A 15,526-nucleotide genomic window follows, 5' to 3' on the forward strand; every position below is an offset into this window, starting at 1 on the left:
TCAACACCTGATCTTGTTCATATCGGGATCCACCAGCGGTTCGGCCATGACCGTCGCGGGTAGTAGGTCACGGAAGTACTGCACTGCAACGTGATCGCCGGGTTGCAGCCCTGCCGGTAGCCAGGCGTAGGCCACCGTCTTGCCGATCGTGTAGCCGTAGGCGGCACTGGTGACGTAGCCCGCCACGGTACCGTCGATCAAGACCGGCTCCTTGCCCATCACCACGTGCGACGGGTCGTCCAACGTCAGGCAGGTCAACACCGGACCGCCGCGTTCTTCCTGCAGCGCCGAGGCTCCGATGAAGTCGCCCTTTGCTTTTCGCACCGCAAACCCGAGCCCCGCCTGATACGGATCGTGTTCGGTCGTCATGTCGGTACCCCACGACCGGTAGCCCTTCTCGAGCCGGAGGCTGTTGAACGCACTCCGTCCCGCGGCCACGACGCCGTGCGCCTGCCCGGCCTCCCACAGCGTGTCCCACAGGCGCAGTGCGGTATCGGCGTCGGTGTAGAGCTCCCAGCCGAGCTCGCCCACATAGGACAGTCGCAGCGCCAGGACGTCGACTCCGCCCACAGCGATCGCTCTGCCGTTGAAATACTTCAGACCCGAATGCGAGATGTCGGCCGAGGTGAGGGGTGCCAGCACCTCTCGGGCCAGCGGCCCCCACAGTCCGATACAGGCTGTCGCACCGGTGATATCGCGAACGTAGACATCGCTCCCGGCATGGCGGAGCATCCAGTCCTCGTCGAGCGGGCCGTTCACTCCCACCTGGAAACGATCCACGGCCACCCGCGCCACCGTCACGTCGCTCCGGATTCCGCCGGTCGCGTCGAGCATCAGGGCATAGGTGACGCTGCCGACCTTCTTGTCCAGCTGGTTGGTCGTCAACTTCTGCAGCAGCGCGAGTGCACCGGGTCCGCCGACCTCGAGGCGTCGTAGCGGCGTCATGTCGTACATCGCGACGGCTTCACGAGTGCGCCAGGCCTCGACAGCGCTGACCGGCGACCAGAGCTGCGCCGACCACGGCTCGCGCTTGGGTGCCTGCCACTGCTCCGGAAGTTGTTCGAGCAGAACACTGTTCGATTCGTACCAGTGCGGCCGCTCCCAGCCGGCACCGTCGAGAAACATCGCGCCGAGTTCCTGCTGGCGGCCGTAGAACGGACTCACTCGCAGTGGTCGTGGTTCCACCTTCGGCTGAAGCGGGTGAATGATGTCGTAGACCTCGACGAAGTTCTGCGCGCTCGTCCGCGCGACGTTGGACGGCACCAGGTCGGTCTTCTCGAATCGGTACAGATCGCACTCGTGCATGTCGATCTCGCTATGGCCGGTGATCATCTGCTCGGCAAGCGATTTCGCCACGCCGGCAGAATGCGTCACCCAGATCGCCTCGGATACCCACAGTCCCTGGACATCTCGAGATTCGCCGACGATCGGCGCTCCATCCGGGGTGAAGGAGAAGATGCCGTTGAACGCGTGTTCTACCTTCACTCCTCCGAGCGTGGGAATCAGCTCGGTACTGCGCTGCCAGGCGTCGGCGAAATCGGCCTCGGTGAAGGGCATCGACGACGGCATGTTCTGTGCGGTCACGTTCTCGCTCGATCCGAGGTCGCGCGAATCGACGGGCATCGGCCGATGGTGGTACGAGCCGATGCCGAGATGGTCGCCGTGCTCGCGGTAGTACAACCGCTCGTCCTGATGCCGGAGGATGGGCAGCGTGGCCTCGGTTCCGGCTCGACGCGAGGGCAGGTCCAGTGCCGTGGTGTGTGCGTACTGATGCGCCAGCGGCTGCAGGGGTACCTGCATGCCGAGGAGGTCACCGAGCTCAGGCCCCCAGAACCCGGCACAGCAGACCACGATGTCGGCCTCGAACGTGTGCTCGCCCGCACGCACGGCCGTGACTCGGCCGTTGCTCTGGTCTATCGACGTGACCTCCATGCCGCCGATGAAGCGCGCGCCGAGGGCGGTGGCTCGCTCGGCCTGCGTCGCGCCGGCCTTGACGGCCTTGGCCAGCCCGTCGTCCGGTGTGAACAAACCGGCGAGGACTCGGCTGCCGTCGAGCAAGGGGTAGAGCTCGAGGCATCGCTCGGCGTCCACCACTTCCGACGTCAGTCCCCAGGACGACGCGAAGCCGTGGCGTCGATGCAGCTCGTCGACGCGCTCCGGCGTCGTCGCCACTTCCAGTCCGCCGACGTCGAGAAAGCAGCCGAGCTTCTTGAACTTCGACGCCGTGTAGGCCGCGAAGCGCGACATCGATCGGGAGGAGTTGGTGGCGAACACCAGGCCCGGCGCATGCGAGGTGGAACCGCCGGTGAGCGGTAGCGGGCCCTTGTCCAGGACTGTGACGTCCGTCCAGCCGCGCGCGGTGAGTTCGTCGGCGAGGCTGCAGCCGACGATTCCGGCACCGACGATCACAACCCTCGGGATGCTCGAGGACATGACACGCTCCTAGGGGGTGTACGTCGAGTTGATTTAGTTGCACAATACGAACTGCACTTCGTATAGCGCAACAGATTCACACGATCGAAACTCGAGCGTTCCATCGCCGCAACGGGGCGATCTCACGCTGGGTACAACACGAGCACTGCACACCCTCAGGTCCCCGGAGGCCCGACCATGACCGCAACGTTCTCCACCCGCGTCCTGCTCGACGTCGGTCGCGCCGAGGATCTCCCCGACGGCGAGGCCTTACGCGTCACCCCGGCCGGAGCACCGCCGATCGCGATCTTCAACGTCGAGGGTGAGTTCTTCGCCATCGACGACACCTGCACCCATCAGGACGCCTCTTTGTCCGAAGGCTGGGTCGAAGGCTGCGCCGTCGAATGCCCCTTGCACACAGCATGTTTCGATCTCCGCACCGGTGCGGCACTAGGCGCACCCGCCAAGGTTCCCGTGCGAACGCACGCCGTACACGTCGAGGACGGGGTCATCCGCATCGCGGTCACCCCGTGAAATCGGTGACGGTGGTCGGTGCCTCACTCGCCGGAGTCGCCGCGGCCAGGGCCCTGCGTGATCAGGGTTTCGACGGCCGCATCACGATGATCGGCGACGAGGTGCACCGGCCGTACGACCGTCCCCCGTTGTCCAAGACTTTTCTGCTCGGCGACGAATCGGCCGTATCGCTGGACGTCGACGACCTCGATCTCGACTGGCGACTCGGATGCGCGGCGACGGGCCTGTCGGGGACGACGGTATCCACCGTCTCCGGCGATGTGACGGCGGATGCCGTGGTGATCGCGACGGGTGCATCCGCCATCCGCCTGCCGGGGACCATCGGCGTCGACGGGATTCATGTGCTCCGCAGCCTCGACGATGCGCTGGCTCTGCGGAGTTCGTTGGTGCCCGGAGTTCGAGTCACGGTGGTCGGTGCCGGATTCATCGGCAGCGAAGTGGCCTCCACTGCAGTGGGACTGGGTGCGTCGGTGACAGTCGTCGAGGCCTCGAAGGCTCCGCTTGCCCGCGTGTTCGGTAGTGAGCTGGGCTCACTGATCGCCGGGTGGCATCGAAACGCCGGTGCGACGCTACTGACCGGGGTGTCGGTGGCCGGATTCGGCGTCGAGGCGGGGCGGGTGCGTGCGGTGGAATTGGCGGACGGCACGACGATAGAGTCCGACGTGGTCGTGCTCGGAGTGGGCTCGGTGCCCAACGTCGGCTGGCTCGATGGGTCCGAACTGGAGATCTGCGGCGGGGTGGTGACCGATCAGCGCGGCATCACCTCGAACCCGGCTGTGCTTGCCGTCGGCGACTGCGCTGCGGTGCGAGATGCCGCGGGGGTGATTCGACGCGACGAACACTGGACCTCCGCCGCCACCCGACCGGCCGTCGCCGTCGAAGCGCTCCTCACCGGTGGGTCCAAGAGATTCACCGGACTGCCGTACGTGTGGTCGGACCAATACGCCGCACGAATCCAATTCGCCGGACACCACGAACCCCACTGCGTCGCCGAAATCGTGGAAGGCGACCCCGCCACCGGACCCTTCGTCGCGCTCTACCGACAAGACAATCACCCGGTCGCCGTACTCGCAGTGTCCTCGCCCCGATCATTCGGCAAATGGCGTCGCCAGGTAGTCGATACCGCGAACCTGGTGACCTGAGCATCCACACTTCCCCTCCGCCGACACCCTCCCGCAACCGCTCCCCGAGTCCACTCGATGTGACATTGACCCCCGAAAAGGCCACCAGATGTCACATTGAGTACCCACGAACGGGAACAATGGTGAAAGAACACGGGAATCGATTGTCGACTTTGGGAGCAACAATGACCGCGCTGGATGCAGTACGACGACGTTGGCCGAAGACGATGCCGTTGCAGCCGCTGCCGTCGGAGTCGTGGGCCAAGCAGGAGCCCACCTGGAAGGGCGCGAATCCGCAGGTCATCGAGTCTGCTTTGAAGCGTGCGAAGACGCGGACCTCGGGCAATTGGTTCGTGTTCGCTGCCAGTCGCGACGTCAAGGCCGACAAGCCGTTCGGCCGCTACGTGGGCACCACCGAACTGGTCGCGTGGCGTGACTCGGCAGGCAAGGTGCACATCGGGCCGGGCGCATGTCCGCATCTCGGTGCCGCGTTGGACACCGCGAAGATCGAATGCGACACGTTGGTCTGCCGCTGGCACGGTCTTGCGCTCGGGCCGAAGGGCAAGCCCGGTTGGCGTCCGGTTCCCGCATTCGACGACGGGGTTCTGGTGTGGGTTCGTCTCGACGAGCTCGGCGGTGAGGAGCCGACGCCCGTCCCCGTGGTCCCGATCCGCCCGCCGGCCTCGACTGCCATCGCCGGAGTGGTCACCCTCGTCGGCAAGTGCGAGCCCGACGACATCATCGCCAATCGACTCGACCCCTGGCACGGTGCGTGGTTCCACCCGTACTCGTTCGCGAGACTGAAGGTCGTCAGCGCGCCCACCGACATCGATGTGCCCGACGAGGACGACCGCTTCCTCGTCGACGTGACCTTCCGTGTCAGCCGGGGCGTCGGAGTTCCGGTGCGGGCCGAGTTCGTCTGTCCCGGTCCCCGCACCATCGTCATGCGCATTCTCGACGGTGAAGGAGCGGGCAGCGTCGTCGAAACGCATGCGACGCCGCTCGCTCCCGCAGCCGACGGCACACCGCGCACCGCCGTCATCGAGGCCACGATCGCCAGCTCGGATCGTCCGGGATTCCAGATGGCACGCAAGGCATCCGGTCTGTTGCGGCCGGCGATGAACTTCACTGCTGCACGGCTGTGGAAGGACGACCTCGACTACGCCGAGCGCCGCTACGAGTTGCGGTCGCAGGGCCGCGCCTGACCCTCGACGAACTCGGCGAGTTGTGCGATGACGGTGCTCCAGCCGTCGTGGAAGCCGTACTCCTCGTGCATCTTTCGGTCTTCTTCATTGCGGTGCATCACGTGGGCGTGGTAATCGGTTCCGTCGGGGTGGTCGGAGAGGGTGATCACCGCGGTCATGAACAATTGCTGTGCCGGCCGCCAGCCCTCGACGAGCGAGTTGGTGAAGACGATGCGCTCACCGTCGTCGACGGCGAGAAAGCAGCCGTCCATGTGTGGCTCGTAGGCATCGCCGGATTCACTGATCAGTGTGCGGAATGCTCCGCCGGGCTTCGGATCCCAGGCATCCACGCGACACAGTGCCGGTGCGGGAATCCACCATTTCGCGAACTTCGACGGGTCCGTCCACGCACTCCACACTGCTGCCCGTGGAGCCCTGATGACGCGGGAAATGGTCAAGTCCGTAGCAGGATCGATCGATGTCATTGCGGTTCACTTCCATTCGAGGTCCGGGTGACGAAGTCTTCGAGGCGATCCGTCCGGGATTCCCAGACGGCGCGTTGTTCCTGCAGCCAGTGACCGGCCGCATCCAGATTGGTTCGCTCGATCGTGCATGCACGTACGCGGCCCACCTTGCGCGTGCGAATCCAGCCACTGCGCTCGAGCAGGTGAATGTGTTTCATGAACGACGGGAGAGTCATGTCGAACGGTTCGGCGAGCTCGCCCACCGTGGCCGGTCCGGATCCCAACCTGCTCAACACTGCCCGCCGGGTCGGGTCGGCCAGTGCCTGAAATACATCGTCGAGAACGGTCGAATACTGAGCCATAAGGCACACTATCGCTCCCGCAATACTTAGCGCAAGGGCTAAGTGTTTGAACGAGCTCGTGCGATCGCGACGCCCACTGCGGCACAGCACTATTGGATCTGAAAAATTTCTGAGAACCTTCGAAATCCCTCTTGGCACTCCAGGGGTGAGAGTGCTAATTTCTGTTCTGCACAGTTGAGGAGCGACTCACCACAGGGGTGAGTGCATCTGGGTACAGGAGGTGGTTGCTGTGCTTCGTTTCGATCCGTTCCGTGATGTCGATTCCCTCACCTCGGCCATGCTGGGTGCCTCTTCCGGTTCGGACCGCGCCCCGCGATTCATGCCGATGGACCTCTACAAAGTCGACGACCACTACGTGCTCAGTGCCGATCTGCCCGGCGTCGACCCCGGATCGATCGATGTCGACGTCGATCGCGGTACGTTGACGCTCACCGCTCACCGATCCGCCCCGGAAAGCACTGGCGTGCAGTGGATCACCTCGGAGCGATTCGCCGGCACGTTCCGTCGCCAGGTCTCGCTGGGCGACGGCGTCGATACCGAGCGCATCTCTGCGTCGTACGACAACGGCGTTCTGTCGATCACGATTCCCCTCGCAGAACGTGCGAAGCCGCGCAAGGTCGACATCGCACATGGCGAGATTGCCGGCGAGCAGAAGTCCATCGCTCACGAATCGACCTGATCCGAGAACACACCGGCATCCCAGACCCTCCGGCGAAGAGATCACGAAAACCATTGGGGTGATGCACTATGCAGTCCGAGGCGGTGGTGTGGACAGAATCGACCGACCGTGAGCGCTGGTGGCGCACGGTTGTGGGCGTGGAGACGAGCATGAGGGAATGCTCGACGGCGGATGCGCTCGATCAGTGTCGAGCCGTACCTCTCGACGACGATCTCTACCCGCACACACAGCACGCAGCCTGATGAGAAGGGCCGGCACCGAGTGTTCGGTGCCGGCCCTTCTCATCGGAACGTCTACAGGGACAACGAAAAGAACGCACTCGATGGATCCACCACGTAGTCCGCGAACGGCGGACACTCGACGAATCCGTGTCGCACATACAATCTGCGGGCGGCGGCGAAGTAGTCCTGAGTTCCCGTCTCCAGGCTCACCCTGACGTAGCCCCGTTCTCGAGCCTGGTCCAATACGAAGCCGAGCAGCCGCGATGCCACACCCTGTCCCCGCGCTACCGCCGAGGTGCGCATCGACTTCAGCTCACCATGATCGGGTGAAAGCTTCTTCAAAGCAACGATTCCCAGCAGTGCATCTGCCTCCCAGGCGGTCCAGACGGTAACGCCAGGCCCGCGTAGGCCCGACAGATCGAGGGCGTGCACACTCTCGGCAGGCGAGGTGGCGTGCATGTCCTCGAGATGCTCGGTGAGTAGCGCGTGCACGTCCGGACGCGACAGATCGTCGAACTCGATCCGCATGTCCGAAGTCACCTGTTCATGAGTCTCTCGATGGCGTCGAACATCTTGAATCGTCCACTGGTCGGCACTGTTTCGATGTCGTGTCCGGTGATGCCCCAGCTCGCCAACAGTGTGTTCGCGGCCTGCAGCCCTGTGGTGGCCGCACGTTCCATCAGCGCCACCGGCAGATCGATACGAATGCCGTCACCCGCAAGTACCAGAGCAGGTTCCGGAGTGCGGACGGTCGGCCGCTCGGCGAACGCGCCGAGGCCGAACATGGGGCAATCGTCGCGCCACTCGGATCGCTCGGCGATCACCTCTGCATCAGCGGTTTCCGGATAGATCTGGTGCATCCGATCCATCAGCTGCTGCCTGGTGACCTCCTCGGATTCCTCGGCGGCATAAGCGTGCAGTTCGACGACGGAGCCGCCGGTGCGGGCAGCCCACTGCGCCGCTTCGTCCTCGAAGCGTTCGAGGACACTGATGTTGTCGATCGGGGGCATGCCTCCGGTGCCGATGAAGGCGGGACGGTCGGCGTTGACGGCCTTGCTCAACCACACGCGGTGCACCAGGAACGGCGGTGTGTTCTGCAGGGCTGCAACCTGTTTGCGCCAATCGGGCGTACCGAGCTCGGATGACTGCTCGAGCACACGCTGCAATCCGGCGATGTCGGTGGCGAGAACCACCGCGTCGGCGTCGATGATGCCGCCCGCGTCGACGCGGAACTTTCGCAGGCCGCCGCGGGTGATCTCACCGCACGGTGTGGAGGTTCTGATGTCGACTCCGAGTCCGGTGAGGTACTCCCCCAGCGGGTCCCACAGCGCCTGTGGATACGGGTCACGGGGAACGTCGAAGATCAGGCCCTCGGACGAGCCGAGGAAGTAGATGTGGAACATCATCGCCAGCTCGGCAGCAGACATCTTCTCGGGATCGGCGAAGAAGCTGCGGGAGAACACACCGAAGGCCAGGTGCCGTGCTGCCTCGGGAAAGTTGATGTTGCGCAGGAACTCTGCGGCCGGAGTGGTGTCCAGCTCGTCGAAGGTCTTCGGCACACTCACCGTCATCAGCGGCAGGGCGGCGATGCCGTTGAGGTCGGTGAGGTCCTTCCACCGGAACGTCGGACTGCGCTTGACGAACGCGAACGCGTTGAGTGGTGGAGTGTCGGGCAACCCTTTGAAGCCGTCGATCCGGCCGTCGCCGTCGATCAGCGGGTAGTCGTCGACCGGACGCAACCGAGACAACCCTGGATCTGTGCGGCGCAACAGGTTTCGCAGGTTGTAGTACTGCCGGAAGAACGCATGGAAGCCGCGGCTCATGGTCGCGGGCGAGCCGTCCTCCAGCGTCGTGTCCCACCCGCCGACGCGGCCACCGAGGTAGCTCTCGCGCTCGACCAGGTGCACCTTCACACCACGCTCGGCCAGTGCTGTCGCGGCGCTCAGGCCTGCGATACCGCCGCCGACCACCACCACGTGCGGGACATCAGCCAGCTGACCGGCATCCGAATATCCCTGCGCGGCAGCATGGGTGACCTTCTTGGAGTCGGTCAACGCTCTTCCTCCCTGGGACGAGAGCCGAGGAACGTGTGCACCACACCGTTCTGCCACCCGGTCATCGTTTCTCTCGCGACGCCGGTGTAGCCCGCACGCTGCATCCGTCGCATGAAGGCCGACGCGCCGTCGAAGGTCACGACGCTGCGCCATAGGTGTCGGTACAGGGTGGCGTCGCGTGTCGCGAGCCAGCCGAGCGGAATGATGATGCCCCAGCTCACCACGTTCCAGGAGATCCTGGCGCGGAGCGAATCGTGTACCGAGTACTCGTGGAACGCGATGGTCGAGCCCGGACGCAGCAGCGCCAGAAGCGATTTCAGCTCGGTGTCGGGTTCGTCGACATTCCGGATGAGGTATGCAGCCAGGATCGCGTCGAACGGACCGTCGACCCCGTTCACGGCCAGATCCTCGACTCGTGAGTGCACGAACGTCACGTTCGAAGGCCAGTCCTTGCTCCGAGCGACCTCGAGCATTTCGGCGGATGCGTCGGCGGCGACGATCTCTGCGTGCGGGGCGGCTTCGAGCAACGCGGCAGTGGATGCACCGGTACCGCAACCGATGTCGAGCAAGCGCAGGCCGGCACCGAGATCGGGGATCCGCAGCCGCTTGGCCGACTTGAGCAGGTGCTCGTGGTAACCGGGGTTCGCTCCGACAAGTCGGTCGTACGCCTTCGCGCCGACGTCGAATGCCCCGGGAACTTCGTTTCGCGGCAGTCCGCTCTTTCCGACCTTCACAGTGCCTCTTCCTTGCTCACGCGGGCCGAGGGCCCACCCTGGACCGATACGACATCACCGTGCTGCAACTGCCGTCCGCGCCGCACATCCACGTCCCCGTTGACGCTCACCAAACCGTCGGAGATGACGCCCTTGGCCTCGGCGCCGGATTCGATGAGGTTGGCGAGCTTGAGGAACTGACCCAGCCTGATCGATTCGTCGCGAATGGGGACATCGTGTGCGTCGGACATGTCTCCATCCTGTACTAGCGCGCCGTTCGCTGCTACCAACGAGTCACATCGCGGAGCGGAACCTGCGCAATCGGAGACTGTTGCTCACCACGAACACCGAGGACAACGCCATCGCGGCACCGGCGAGCATGGGGTTGAGCAGGCCCGCAGCGGCGAGCGGAATTGCAGCGACGTTGTAGGCGAACGCCCAGAACAGGTTGCCCTTGATGGTGCTCAGCGTGCGTCGGGAGAGCCGAATGGCATCACCGACGGCCCGCAGGTCACCGCGCACGAGCGTCAGGTCGCTTGCCTCGATCGCCACGTCGGTGCCGGTACCCATCGCAAGTCCCAGATCGGCCGTCGCCAGCGCGGCCGCGTCGTTGATACCGTCGCCGACCATCGCCACGACCTTGCCCGACGCCTGCAGTTCTCGGACGGCATCGACCTTGCCCGACGGCAGGACGCCGGCGATGACCTGATCGATTCCCACCTCGGCGGCGATCGTGCGGGCGGCGGCCTCGTTGTCGCCGGTCAGCATGACCGGAGTCAGGCCGAGTGCGCGCAGTTCCGCGACGGCCTGCTTCGAGGTCGGCTTGACCGAGTCGGAGATCACAAGCACTCCGCGAGCCCTGCCGTCCCAGCCGAGCGCGACGGCGGTGCGTCCCTGATTCTCGGCGGTCTCGAAGGCGTCGGCCAGTTCCGCCGGCAGTGGCATCGACCAGTCGGCCAGCAGCGAGCGACGGCCGATCACTGCGGCACGGCCGTCCACGACACCCTGCAGCCCGAGGCCCTCGAGGCTCGTGAATTCCTCGACGGTCATCGATGGGGTCGCACTCGCGATGGCTCGGGCGATGGGGTGCTCCGAACCCGCTTCCAACGCCGCCGCCACGGCGCGGACCACGTCCTCGTCCTCGCCGTATGCCACGTGCACCGACTGCAGAGTCATCTCACCGGTGGTGACGGTGCCGGTCTTGTCCAGGACGACGGTGTCGACGCGACGGGTGGATTCGAGGATCTCGGGCCCCTTGATCAGGATGCCGAGTTGCGCGGCCCGTCCGGTGCCGACCATCAGCGCGGTGGGTGTGGCCAGGCCGAGCGCGCACGGGCACGCGATGATGAGCACCGCGACTGCAGCGGTGAACGCGCCTGCCGCGGAATTGCCTGCACCGAGCCAGAATCCGAGTGTCGCGACCGAGATCGCAATGACGATCGGCACGAATATGCCGGAGATACGATCGGCCAAACGCTGCGCCTGCGCCTTGCCGGTCTGCGCGTCCTCGACTGCTTTCGCCATCTGTGCCAACTGAGTATCGGCACCGACTCTGCTCGCTCGCACCGTGATTCGGCCGCCGACGTTCACCGTTGCACCGACCACCGCATCGCCGACGCCGACTTCCTCCGGCACGGATTCACCGGTCAGCATCGACCGATCGACGGCCGAGGAACCGTTGTCGACGGTTCCGTCGGTGGCGATCTTCTCACCCGGGCGAACGACGAACAGATCGCCGACGGCCAACTGCTCGATCGGAATCTGCTGTTCCTTGCCGTCTTTCAGTACAGCAACGGTCTTGGCACCGAGGTCCATCAGGGCGCGCAACGCCGCCCCGGCCTGACGCTTGGATCGGCTCTCGAACCATCGTCCGGCCAGGATGAAGGTGGTCACGCCTGCCGCGGCCTCGAGGTAGATGTTGCTCGCCCCGTCCGTTCGCGCGATCGTGAACTCGAACGGATGCGTCATGCCGGGCGTTCCTGCGGTGCCGAAGAACAGCGCGTACAGCGACCACCCCAGGGCCGCAAGGGTTCCCATGCTGACGAGGGTGTCCATGGTCGAGGTGCCGTGCCGCAGATTGGTCCAGGCAGCGCGGTGGAAGGGCCAGGCTCCCCATACGACGACGGGAGCGGCCAGCGTGAGCGAGAGCCACTGCCAGTTGGTGAACTGCAACGCCGGGACCATCGCCATTGCGATCACCGGCAGGCTGAGCACTGCCGAGAGGATCAATCGCTGCTTCAGCGGATCGGTCGGGGGTTCGTCCGCCGGTTCGGCAGCCGGCAAGGATGCGGTGTAGCCGGCGGCTTCGACGGCTGCGATCAGGTCCTCGGTGGCCACGCCGTCACTGGTGACGCGGGCCTTCTCGGTGGCGTAGTTGACCGTCGCCGACACCCCGTCGAGCTTGTTGAGCTTGCGTTCGATGCGGTTGGCGCACGACGCGCACGTCATACCGCCGAGGAGAAGTTCCGTTTCCTGGCTCATGCCCCACCCTCCTGTGCCTCGATGGTGAATTCGGCTGTGTGGACGACGCCCTGGTGCTGGAAGTCCAGATAGAGCGCATATGTTCCCGCGGTCGGCGCGTCGACGGTGAAGTCGACCGTCGGCCCCGGAGGCCCGTCCTCGGGGTGGACGTGCAGGTAGGCGAGGTCATCGGCGCGGAGGGCCACCAGATGTCCGTAGGCACCGAGATACGGCTCCAGGTCGGTGACCTCGCGTCCGTTCTGATCGATAGTCAGAGAGACGGTCGAGTTCTCGCCCGCAGTCACTGCACCGGCGAGCGTCACGGTGTAACCGTCGACCCTCGATGTCACATTCGGTGTACTCGGGGGCTGCGCACTCAGGGGCTCCGGTCGATAGTCGCCGGGAACGGTCAGCTCCGCTCCCAAGGTGATGTTCTCGCCGCCGGTCGGGGTGAAGTCGGCGAACAGACGGTAGGGCCCGGGCCGGGTGAGATCGAGAGCCGTCGACCATGTTCCCGACGCGTCACGCGTCGGATGTACGTGTTGAAAATCCATCAGATCGCGTCGAACGACGATGAGGTGCAGTTCCTCGGTGTGTATGACGTCGTAGTCGGTCAGCGCAGACCCATCCGGTTCGCTGATCGTGAAGGTGACCGGTACGTCCGGTCCGGACTCGACGACGGATCGCTCGAGCTCGAGTGTGTAGCCGTCCTGGGTGGCCTGGAGCCCGGCAGGCATCGCAGCCGCAGCCGGCTCGTCGTGCGCGTCGTGACCGGTGTGTGACGCGGTCGGGGTCGCCTGGGCGTCGGGTCCGATCTTGTCCCCGACGAACAGCGCCGCCAGGAACAGGAACGCGATCCCGACGACAAAGCCGACGAGCTTGGTGGGTGCGTCGAGTTCCTGCCGTGCTGAGTTCACAGCACTACCCTACCCCCCCAGGGTATCTAAGCGGTAGTTCCGAGGGCCATCTTGTAACCGACGTGGGAGTCGACGAAGCCGAGTCGGGTGTAGAAGCGATGAGCGTCCGTTCGACTGGCGTCGGAGGTCAGCTGCACCAGAGCGCATCCCCAGCGCTCGGCCTCGTCGATCGCCCACCTGATCAGCGCACCGCCGAGTCCGCGACTGCGCCACTGCGCGCCTACCCGAACTGCTTCGATCTGTGCCCGCAGTGCGCCTCCGCGCGAGAGCCCGGGAACGAAGGTCAGTTGCAGCGTTGCCACCACCGCGTCACCGTGCACCACGACGACCTGCAGGTTTCGCGGGTCCGAAGAGATGTCCTCCAGCGCTGCGCGATATCGATCCATCTCGTCTGCGGACTCCCGCGTGACACCCAGCGGGTCGTCGACCAGCAATGCCACGATCGATTCGAGATCCGACGCCACCGCTTCACGCACAACGCACGTCGACCCGTCGGACAGGTCGAATTCCATCGATGTAATTCGAGGGTGAATTGTCATGCGCACGACGGTAAATCATCCACTTTGTAACGCGAACCATCCCGAGGACGAAATGCCGGGTAACCCACTGGCAACTGCAGTCGGGATCAGTTCGGGCGGACATGATGGGGATCGAAAACATGAATGTTGGCAAGTCGAAGCGTGCGCGCGTTGCGTTGAGCGCGTTCGCGATCGGAGCCCTCGGTGCCGGAGTAGTTGTGGCCGCACCGTGGTCGACTCCCTCCACGACCACCGAAGCATCCATCGAACTGGTGTCGACGGCCACGTGTTACGACATGGTGAGCATCGCGATCGGCGGTCGCGGCGACACCCCGCGCGAGGGCGTCAAGTGGCTCACCACCCCCGAGGGCGAGCGGCTCCCCGCAGCGATGTCCGGCGACTACTCCAGCGACTGGATCGACCAGGCCGTGCGAGCCCCCAACAACGGCAACGTGGTTCCCGACTCCTACGCCGCGGTGTACGTCGAGTACCCGGCAGACCTGGCGAGCTACGAGAACGCCGTGCAGACCGGCGTCACCAACTCACAGACCATCATGCGGACGATCTCGGCGTCCTGCCCCGACACCCGATTCGCCATCGTCGGCTACAGCGAGGGCGCAGACGTTGCCCGCCGCACCGCGATGGAGGTCGGCAACCAGGTCGTATCGGCCGACGGCACGTACGGAATCGTCGATCCCAACCAGGTCGTCGGAGTCGTCATCTTCGCCGACGCCGGCCGCGTGTCGGGAGACGGACCGTTCCCCGGTGCCGAGAACCCGTTCGGCAACCCGGACGGCTTCGACACCAAGTACCAGAACGGCAACACCGCAGTTCCCGGACAGGGCGCACTGCCCGGCACGTCCGGCGGATTCGGAGCACTCGACGGCCGAGTGGCGTCCTTCTGCTCCGACGGCGACCTCACCTGCGCACTGCCGGAGAACACGTCACTGATTCATCTGGCCGCCAACGTCGGTCGTCAGGTCAATGCCGACGCACTGCAGAACGAGCAGCTCACCCCCGCCACCGGAGCAGATCTCGCACTGGCCCTGGGACGTATCGCAGTCAACGCCTTCAACGACATCGCCTCGCAGCCCAACTGGATGCAGAGCGACGAGACATTCCTCGACGTGCTGATCAAGGTGTCCGAGCCCGGCTACAAGCCCGGCACGGTCACGACTCCCGTCTCGGCCAAGGTCGACGGCGAGCAGGAACCGATCGAAACCGGTCAGATGATCGACCTCGTGTACCTGCCGCAGAAGATCTTCCGCGAGATCACCGGATTCATCTCGTCCAATCAGAACACCGTTCCGGTCATCATGAACGATCCGTACGGCCTGACCTTGGGACCCGGCACGGGACACCACTTCGATTACTGGCGCGACGCCGATGCCGCCAACGGCAAGCCGCTGACCTCGGTGCAGTACGCCGCGGCATGGCTGACCGAACTCGCCGAGGAAGCCAACCGCGGCGAGCCGGTGAAGACCAAAGAGGTGCAGGAGAAGGCGGGACGAGCAGCGGTGGAAACCATCGTGGCACCGGTGACCACCTCGGCAACGGCCACCCCCAAGGCCACGACTACCGCACCTGTCACCACCAGCCCGGTCGTGACCCCGGCAGCTCCGGCTGCGCCGGCACCGGCCGCTGAAAGTCCGGCACCGGCTCCGGCCCCCGCCACCGAGACGGCAACGACCCCCGAGTGCACGGTCGCAGTCGAGGGCGAGACACCCGCCGAGGGCGCACCGCCGGTCTGCGTCACCGCGACCGAAACCGCTGTCGAGACAGCACCCGAGACCGTGGTTCCCACGACCACCGAGGCTGTACCTGCGCCGTAGTCCAGTGCGTGCAGAACGCTCACGAGCCCGTCCACCTGTTTCATTCGGTGGGCGG

General features: G+C 65.2%; 15 protein-coding genes. 5 read left to right on the plus strand and 10 right to left on the minus strand.

Going from position 1 to position 15,526, the window contains the following annotated elements; genetic code table 11:
• Positions 1–2,433: a GcvT family protein gene (locus tag CH283_RS12540; RefSeq protein ID WP_094638471.1), complete on the minus strand. Its 2,433-nt coding sequence runs from the start codon at positions 2,431–2,433 to the stop codon at positions 1–3.
• Positions 2,434–2,610: 177 nt separating this feature from the next.
• Between CH283_RS12540 and CH283_RS12545 the strand changes: the two genes are divergently transcribed.
• From CH283_RS12545 to CH283_RS12555, 3 genes are all read left to right on the plus strand, one after another.
• The gene (locus tag CH283_RS12545) at positions 2,611–2,946 is read left to right on the plus strand and encodes a bifunctional 3-phenylpropionate/cinnamic acid dioxygenase ferredoxin subunit (protein WP_197477884.1); all 336 of its coding nucleotides are present in this window, start codon (positions 2,611–2,613) and stop codon (positions 2,944–2,946) included.
• Complete coding sequence (locus CH283_RS12550; protein WP_176460231.1) at positions 2,943–4,088, plus strand: NAD(P)/FAD-dependent oxidoreductase; 1,146 nt, start codon at positions 2,943–2,945, stop codon at positions 4,086–4,088. The genes CH283_RS12545 and CH283_RS12550 overlap by 4 nt, the downstream gene beginning before the upstream one ends.
• A gap of 164 nt (positions 4,089–4,252) precedes the next feature.
• On the plus strand, positions 4,253–5,272 hold the full coding sequence (locus tag CH283_RS12555; protein ID WP_176460232.1) for a DUF5914 domain-containing protein: 1,020 nt from the start codon (positions 4,253–4,255) through the stop codon (positions 5,270–5,272).
• Here the strand turns inward: CH283_RS12555 and CH283_RS12560 are convergent.
• Both CH283_RS12560 and CH283_RS12565 read right to left on the minus strand, forming a co-directional pair.
• The gene (locus CH283_RS12560) at positions 5,242–5,736 is read right to left on the minus strand and encodes an SRPBCC family protein (protein WP_094638470.1); all 495 of its coding nucleotides are present in this window, start codon (positions 5,734–5,736) and stop codon (positions 5,242–5,244) included. The two genes, CH283_RS12555 and CH283_RS12560, sit on opposite strands and share 31 nt — an antisense overlap.
• Positions 5,733–6,077 (minus strand): ArsR/SmtB family transcription factor, encoded by a 345-nt coding sequence (locus tag CH283_RS12565; RefSeq protein WP_094638469.1) that lies wholly within the window; start codon positions 6,075–6,077, stop codon positions 5,733–5,735. The genes CH283_RS12560 and CH283_RS12565 overlap by 4 nt, the downstream gene beginning before the upstream one ends.
• 229 nt (positions 6,078–6,306) lie before the next feature.
• On the opposite strand from CH283_RS12565, the gene CH283_RS12570 reads away from it, so the two are divergent.
• Positions 6,307–6,756, plus strand: coding sequence for an Hsp20/alpha crystallin family protein (locus CH283_RS12570; RefSeq protein ID WP_068045348.1), 450 nt, complete (start codon positions 6,307–6,309; stop codon positions 6,754–6,756).
• Positions 6,757–7,049: 293 nt separating this feature from the next.
• Here the strand turns inward: CH283_RS12570 and CH283_RS12575 are convergent, their stop codons facing one another.
• From CH283_RS12575 to CH283_RS12605, 7 genes are read right to left on the minus strand one after another with little or no spacing between them, the layout of a single operon-like run.
• The gene (locus CH283_RS12575; RefSeq protein WP_094638559.1) at positions 7,050–7,505 is read right to left on the minus strand and encodes a GNAT family N-acetyltransferase; all 456 of its coding nucleotides are present in this window, start codon (positions 7,503–7,505) and stop codon (positions 7,050–7,052) included.
• Between the two features lie 8 nt (positions 7,506–7,513).
• On the minus strand, positions 7,514–9,031 hold the full coding sequence (locus tag CH283_RS12580) for an NAD(P)/FAD-dependent oxidoreductase (protein WP_094638468.1): 1,518 nt from the start codon (positions 9,029–9,031) through the stop codon (positions 7,514–7,516).
• Positions 9,028–9,765 carry a class I SAM-dependent methyltransferase gene (locus tag CH283_RS12585; protein WP_094638467.1) on the minus strand — a complete coding sequence of 246 codons (738 nt, stop codon included), beginning with the start codon at positions 9,763–9,765 and terminating at the stop codon, positions 9,028–9,030. Before CH283_RS12585 ends, CH283_RS12580 begins: the two co-directional genes overlap by 4 nt.
• Positions 9,762–9,995, minus strand: coding sequence for an RNA-binding S4 domain-containing protein (locus CH283_RS12590; RefSeq protein WP_068045369.1), 234 nt, complete (start codon positions 9,993–9,995; stop codon positions 9,762–9,764). Before CH283_RS12590 ends, CH283_RS12585 begins: the two co-directional genes overlap by 4 nt.
• Before the next feature lie 43 nt (positions 9,996–10,038).
• Entirely contained in the window at positions 10,039–12,225 is a 2,187-nt protein-coding gene (locus CH283_RS12595) for a heavy metal translocating P-type ATPase (RefSeq protein ID WP_094638466.1), read from the minus strand.
• Complete coding sequence (locus CH283_RS12600) at positions 12,222–13,121, minus strand: hypothetical protein (RefSeq protein ID WP_094638465.1); 900 nt, start codon at positions 13,119–13,121, stop codon at positions 12,222–12,224. The genes CH283_RS12595 and CH283_RS12600 overlap by 4 nt, the downstream gene beginning before the upstream one ends.
• A 26-nt stretch (positions 13,122–13,147) precedes the next feature.
• Entirely contained in the window at positions 13,148–13,660 is a 513-nt protein-coding gene (locus tag CH283_RS12605; protein WP_176460233.1) for a GNAT family N-acetyltransferase, read from the minus strand.
• 104 nt (positions 13,661–13,764) lie between these two features.
• Here CH283_RS12605 and CH283_RS12610 point away from each other — a divergent pair, with 104 nt between their 5' ends.
• Positions 13,765–15,471, plus strand: coding sequence for a cutinase family protein (locus CH283_RS12610; protein ID WP_176460256.1), 1,707 nt, complete (start codon positions 13,765–13,767; stop codon positions 15,469–15,471).
• Positions 15,472–15,526 lie beyond the last annotated feature (55 nt).

The sequence above is a fragment of the Rhodococcus sp. 05-2254-2 genome (genome assembly GCF_002259095.1).
In the GTDB taxonomy this organism is placed as follows: domain Bacteria; phylum Actinomycetota; class Actinomycetes; order Mycobacteriales; family Mycobacteriaceae; genus Rhodococcoides.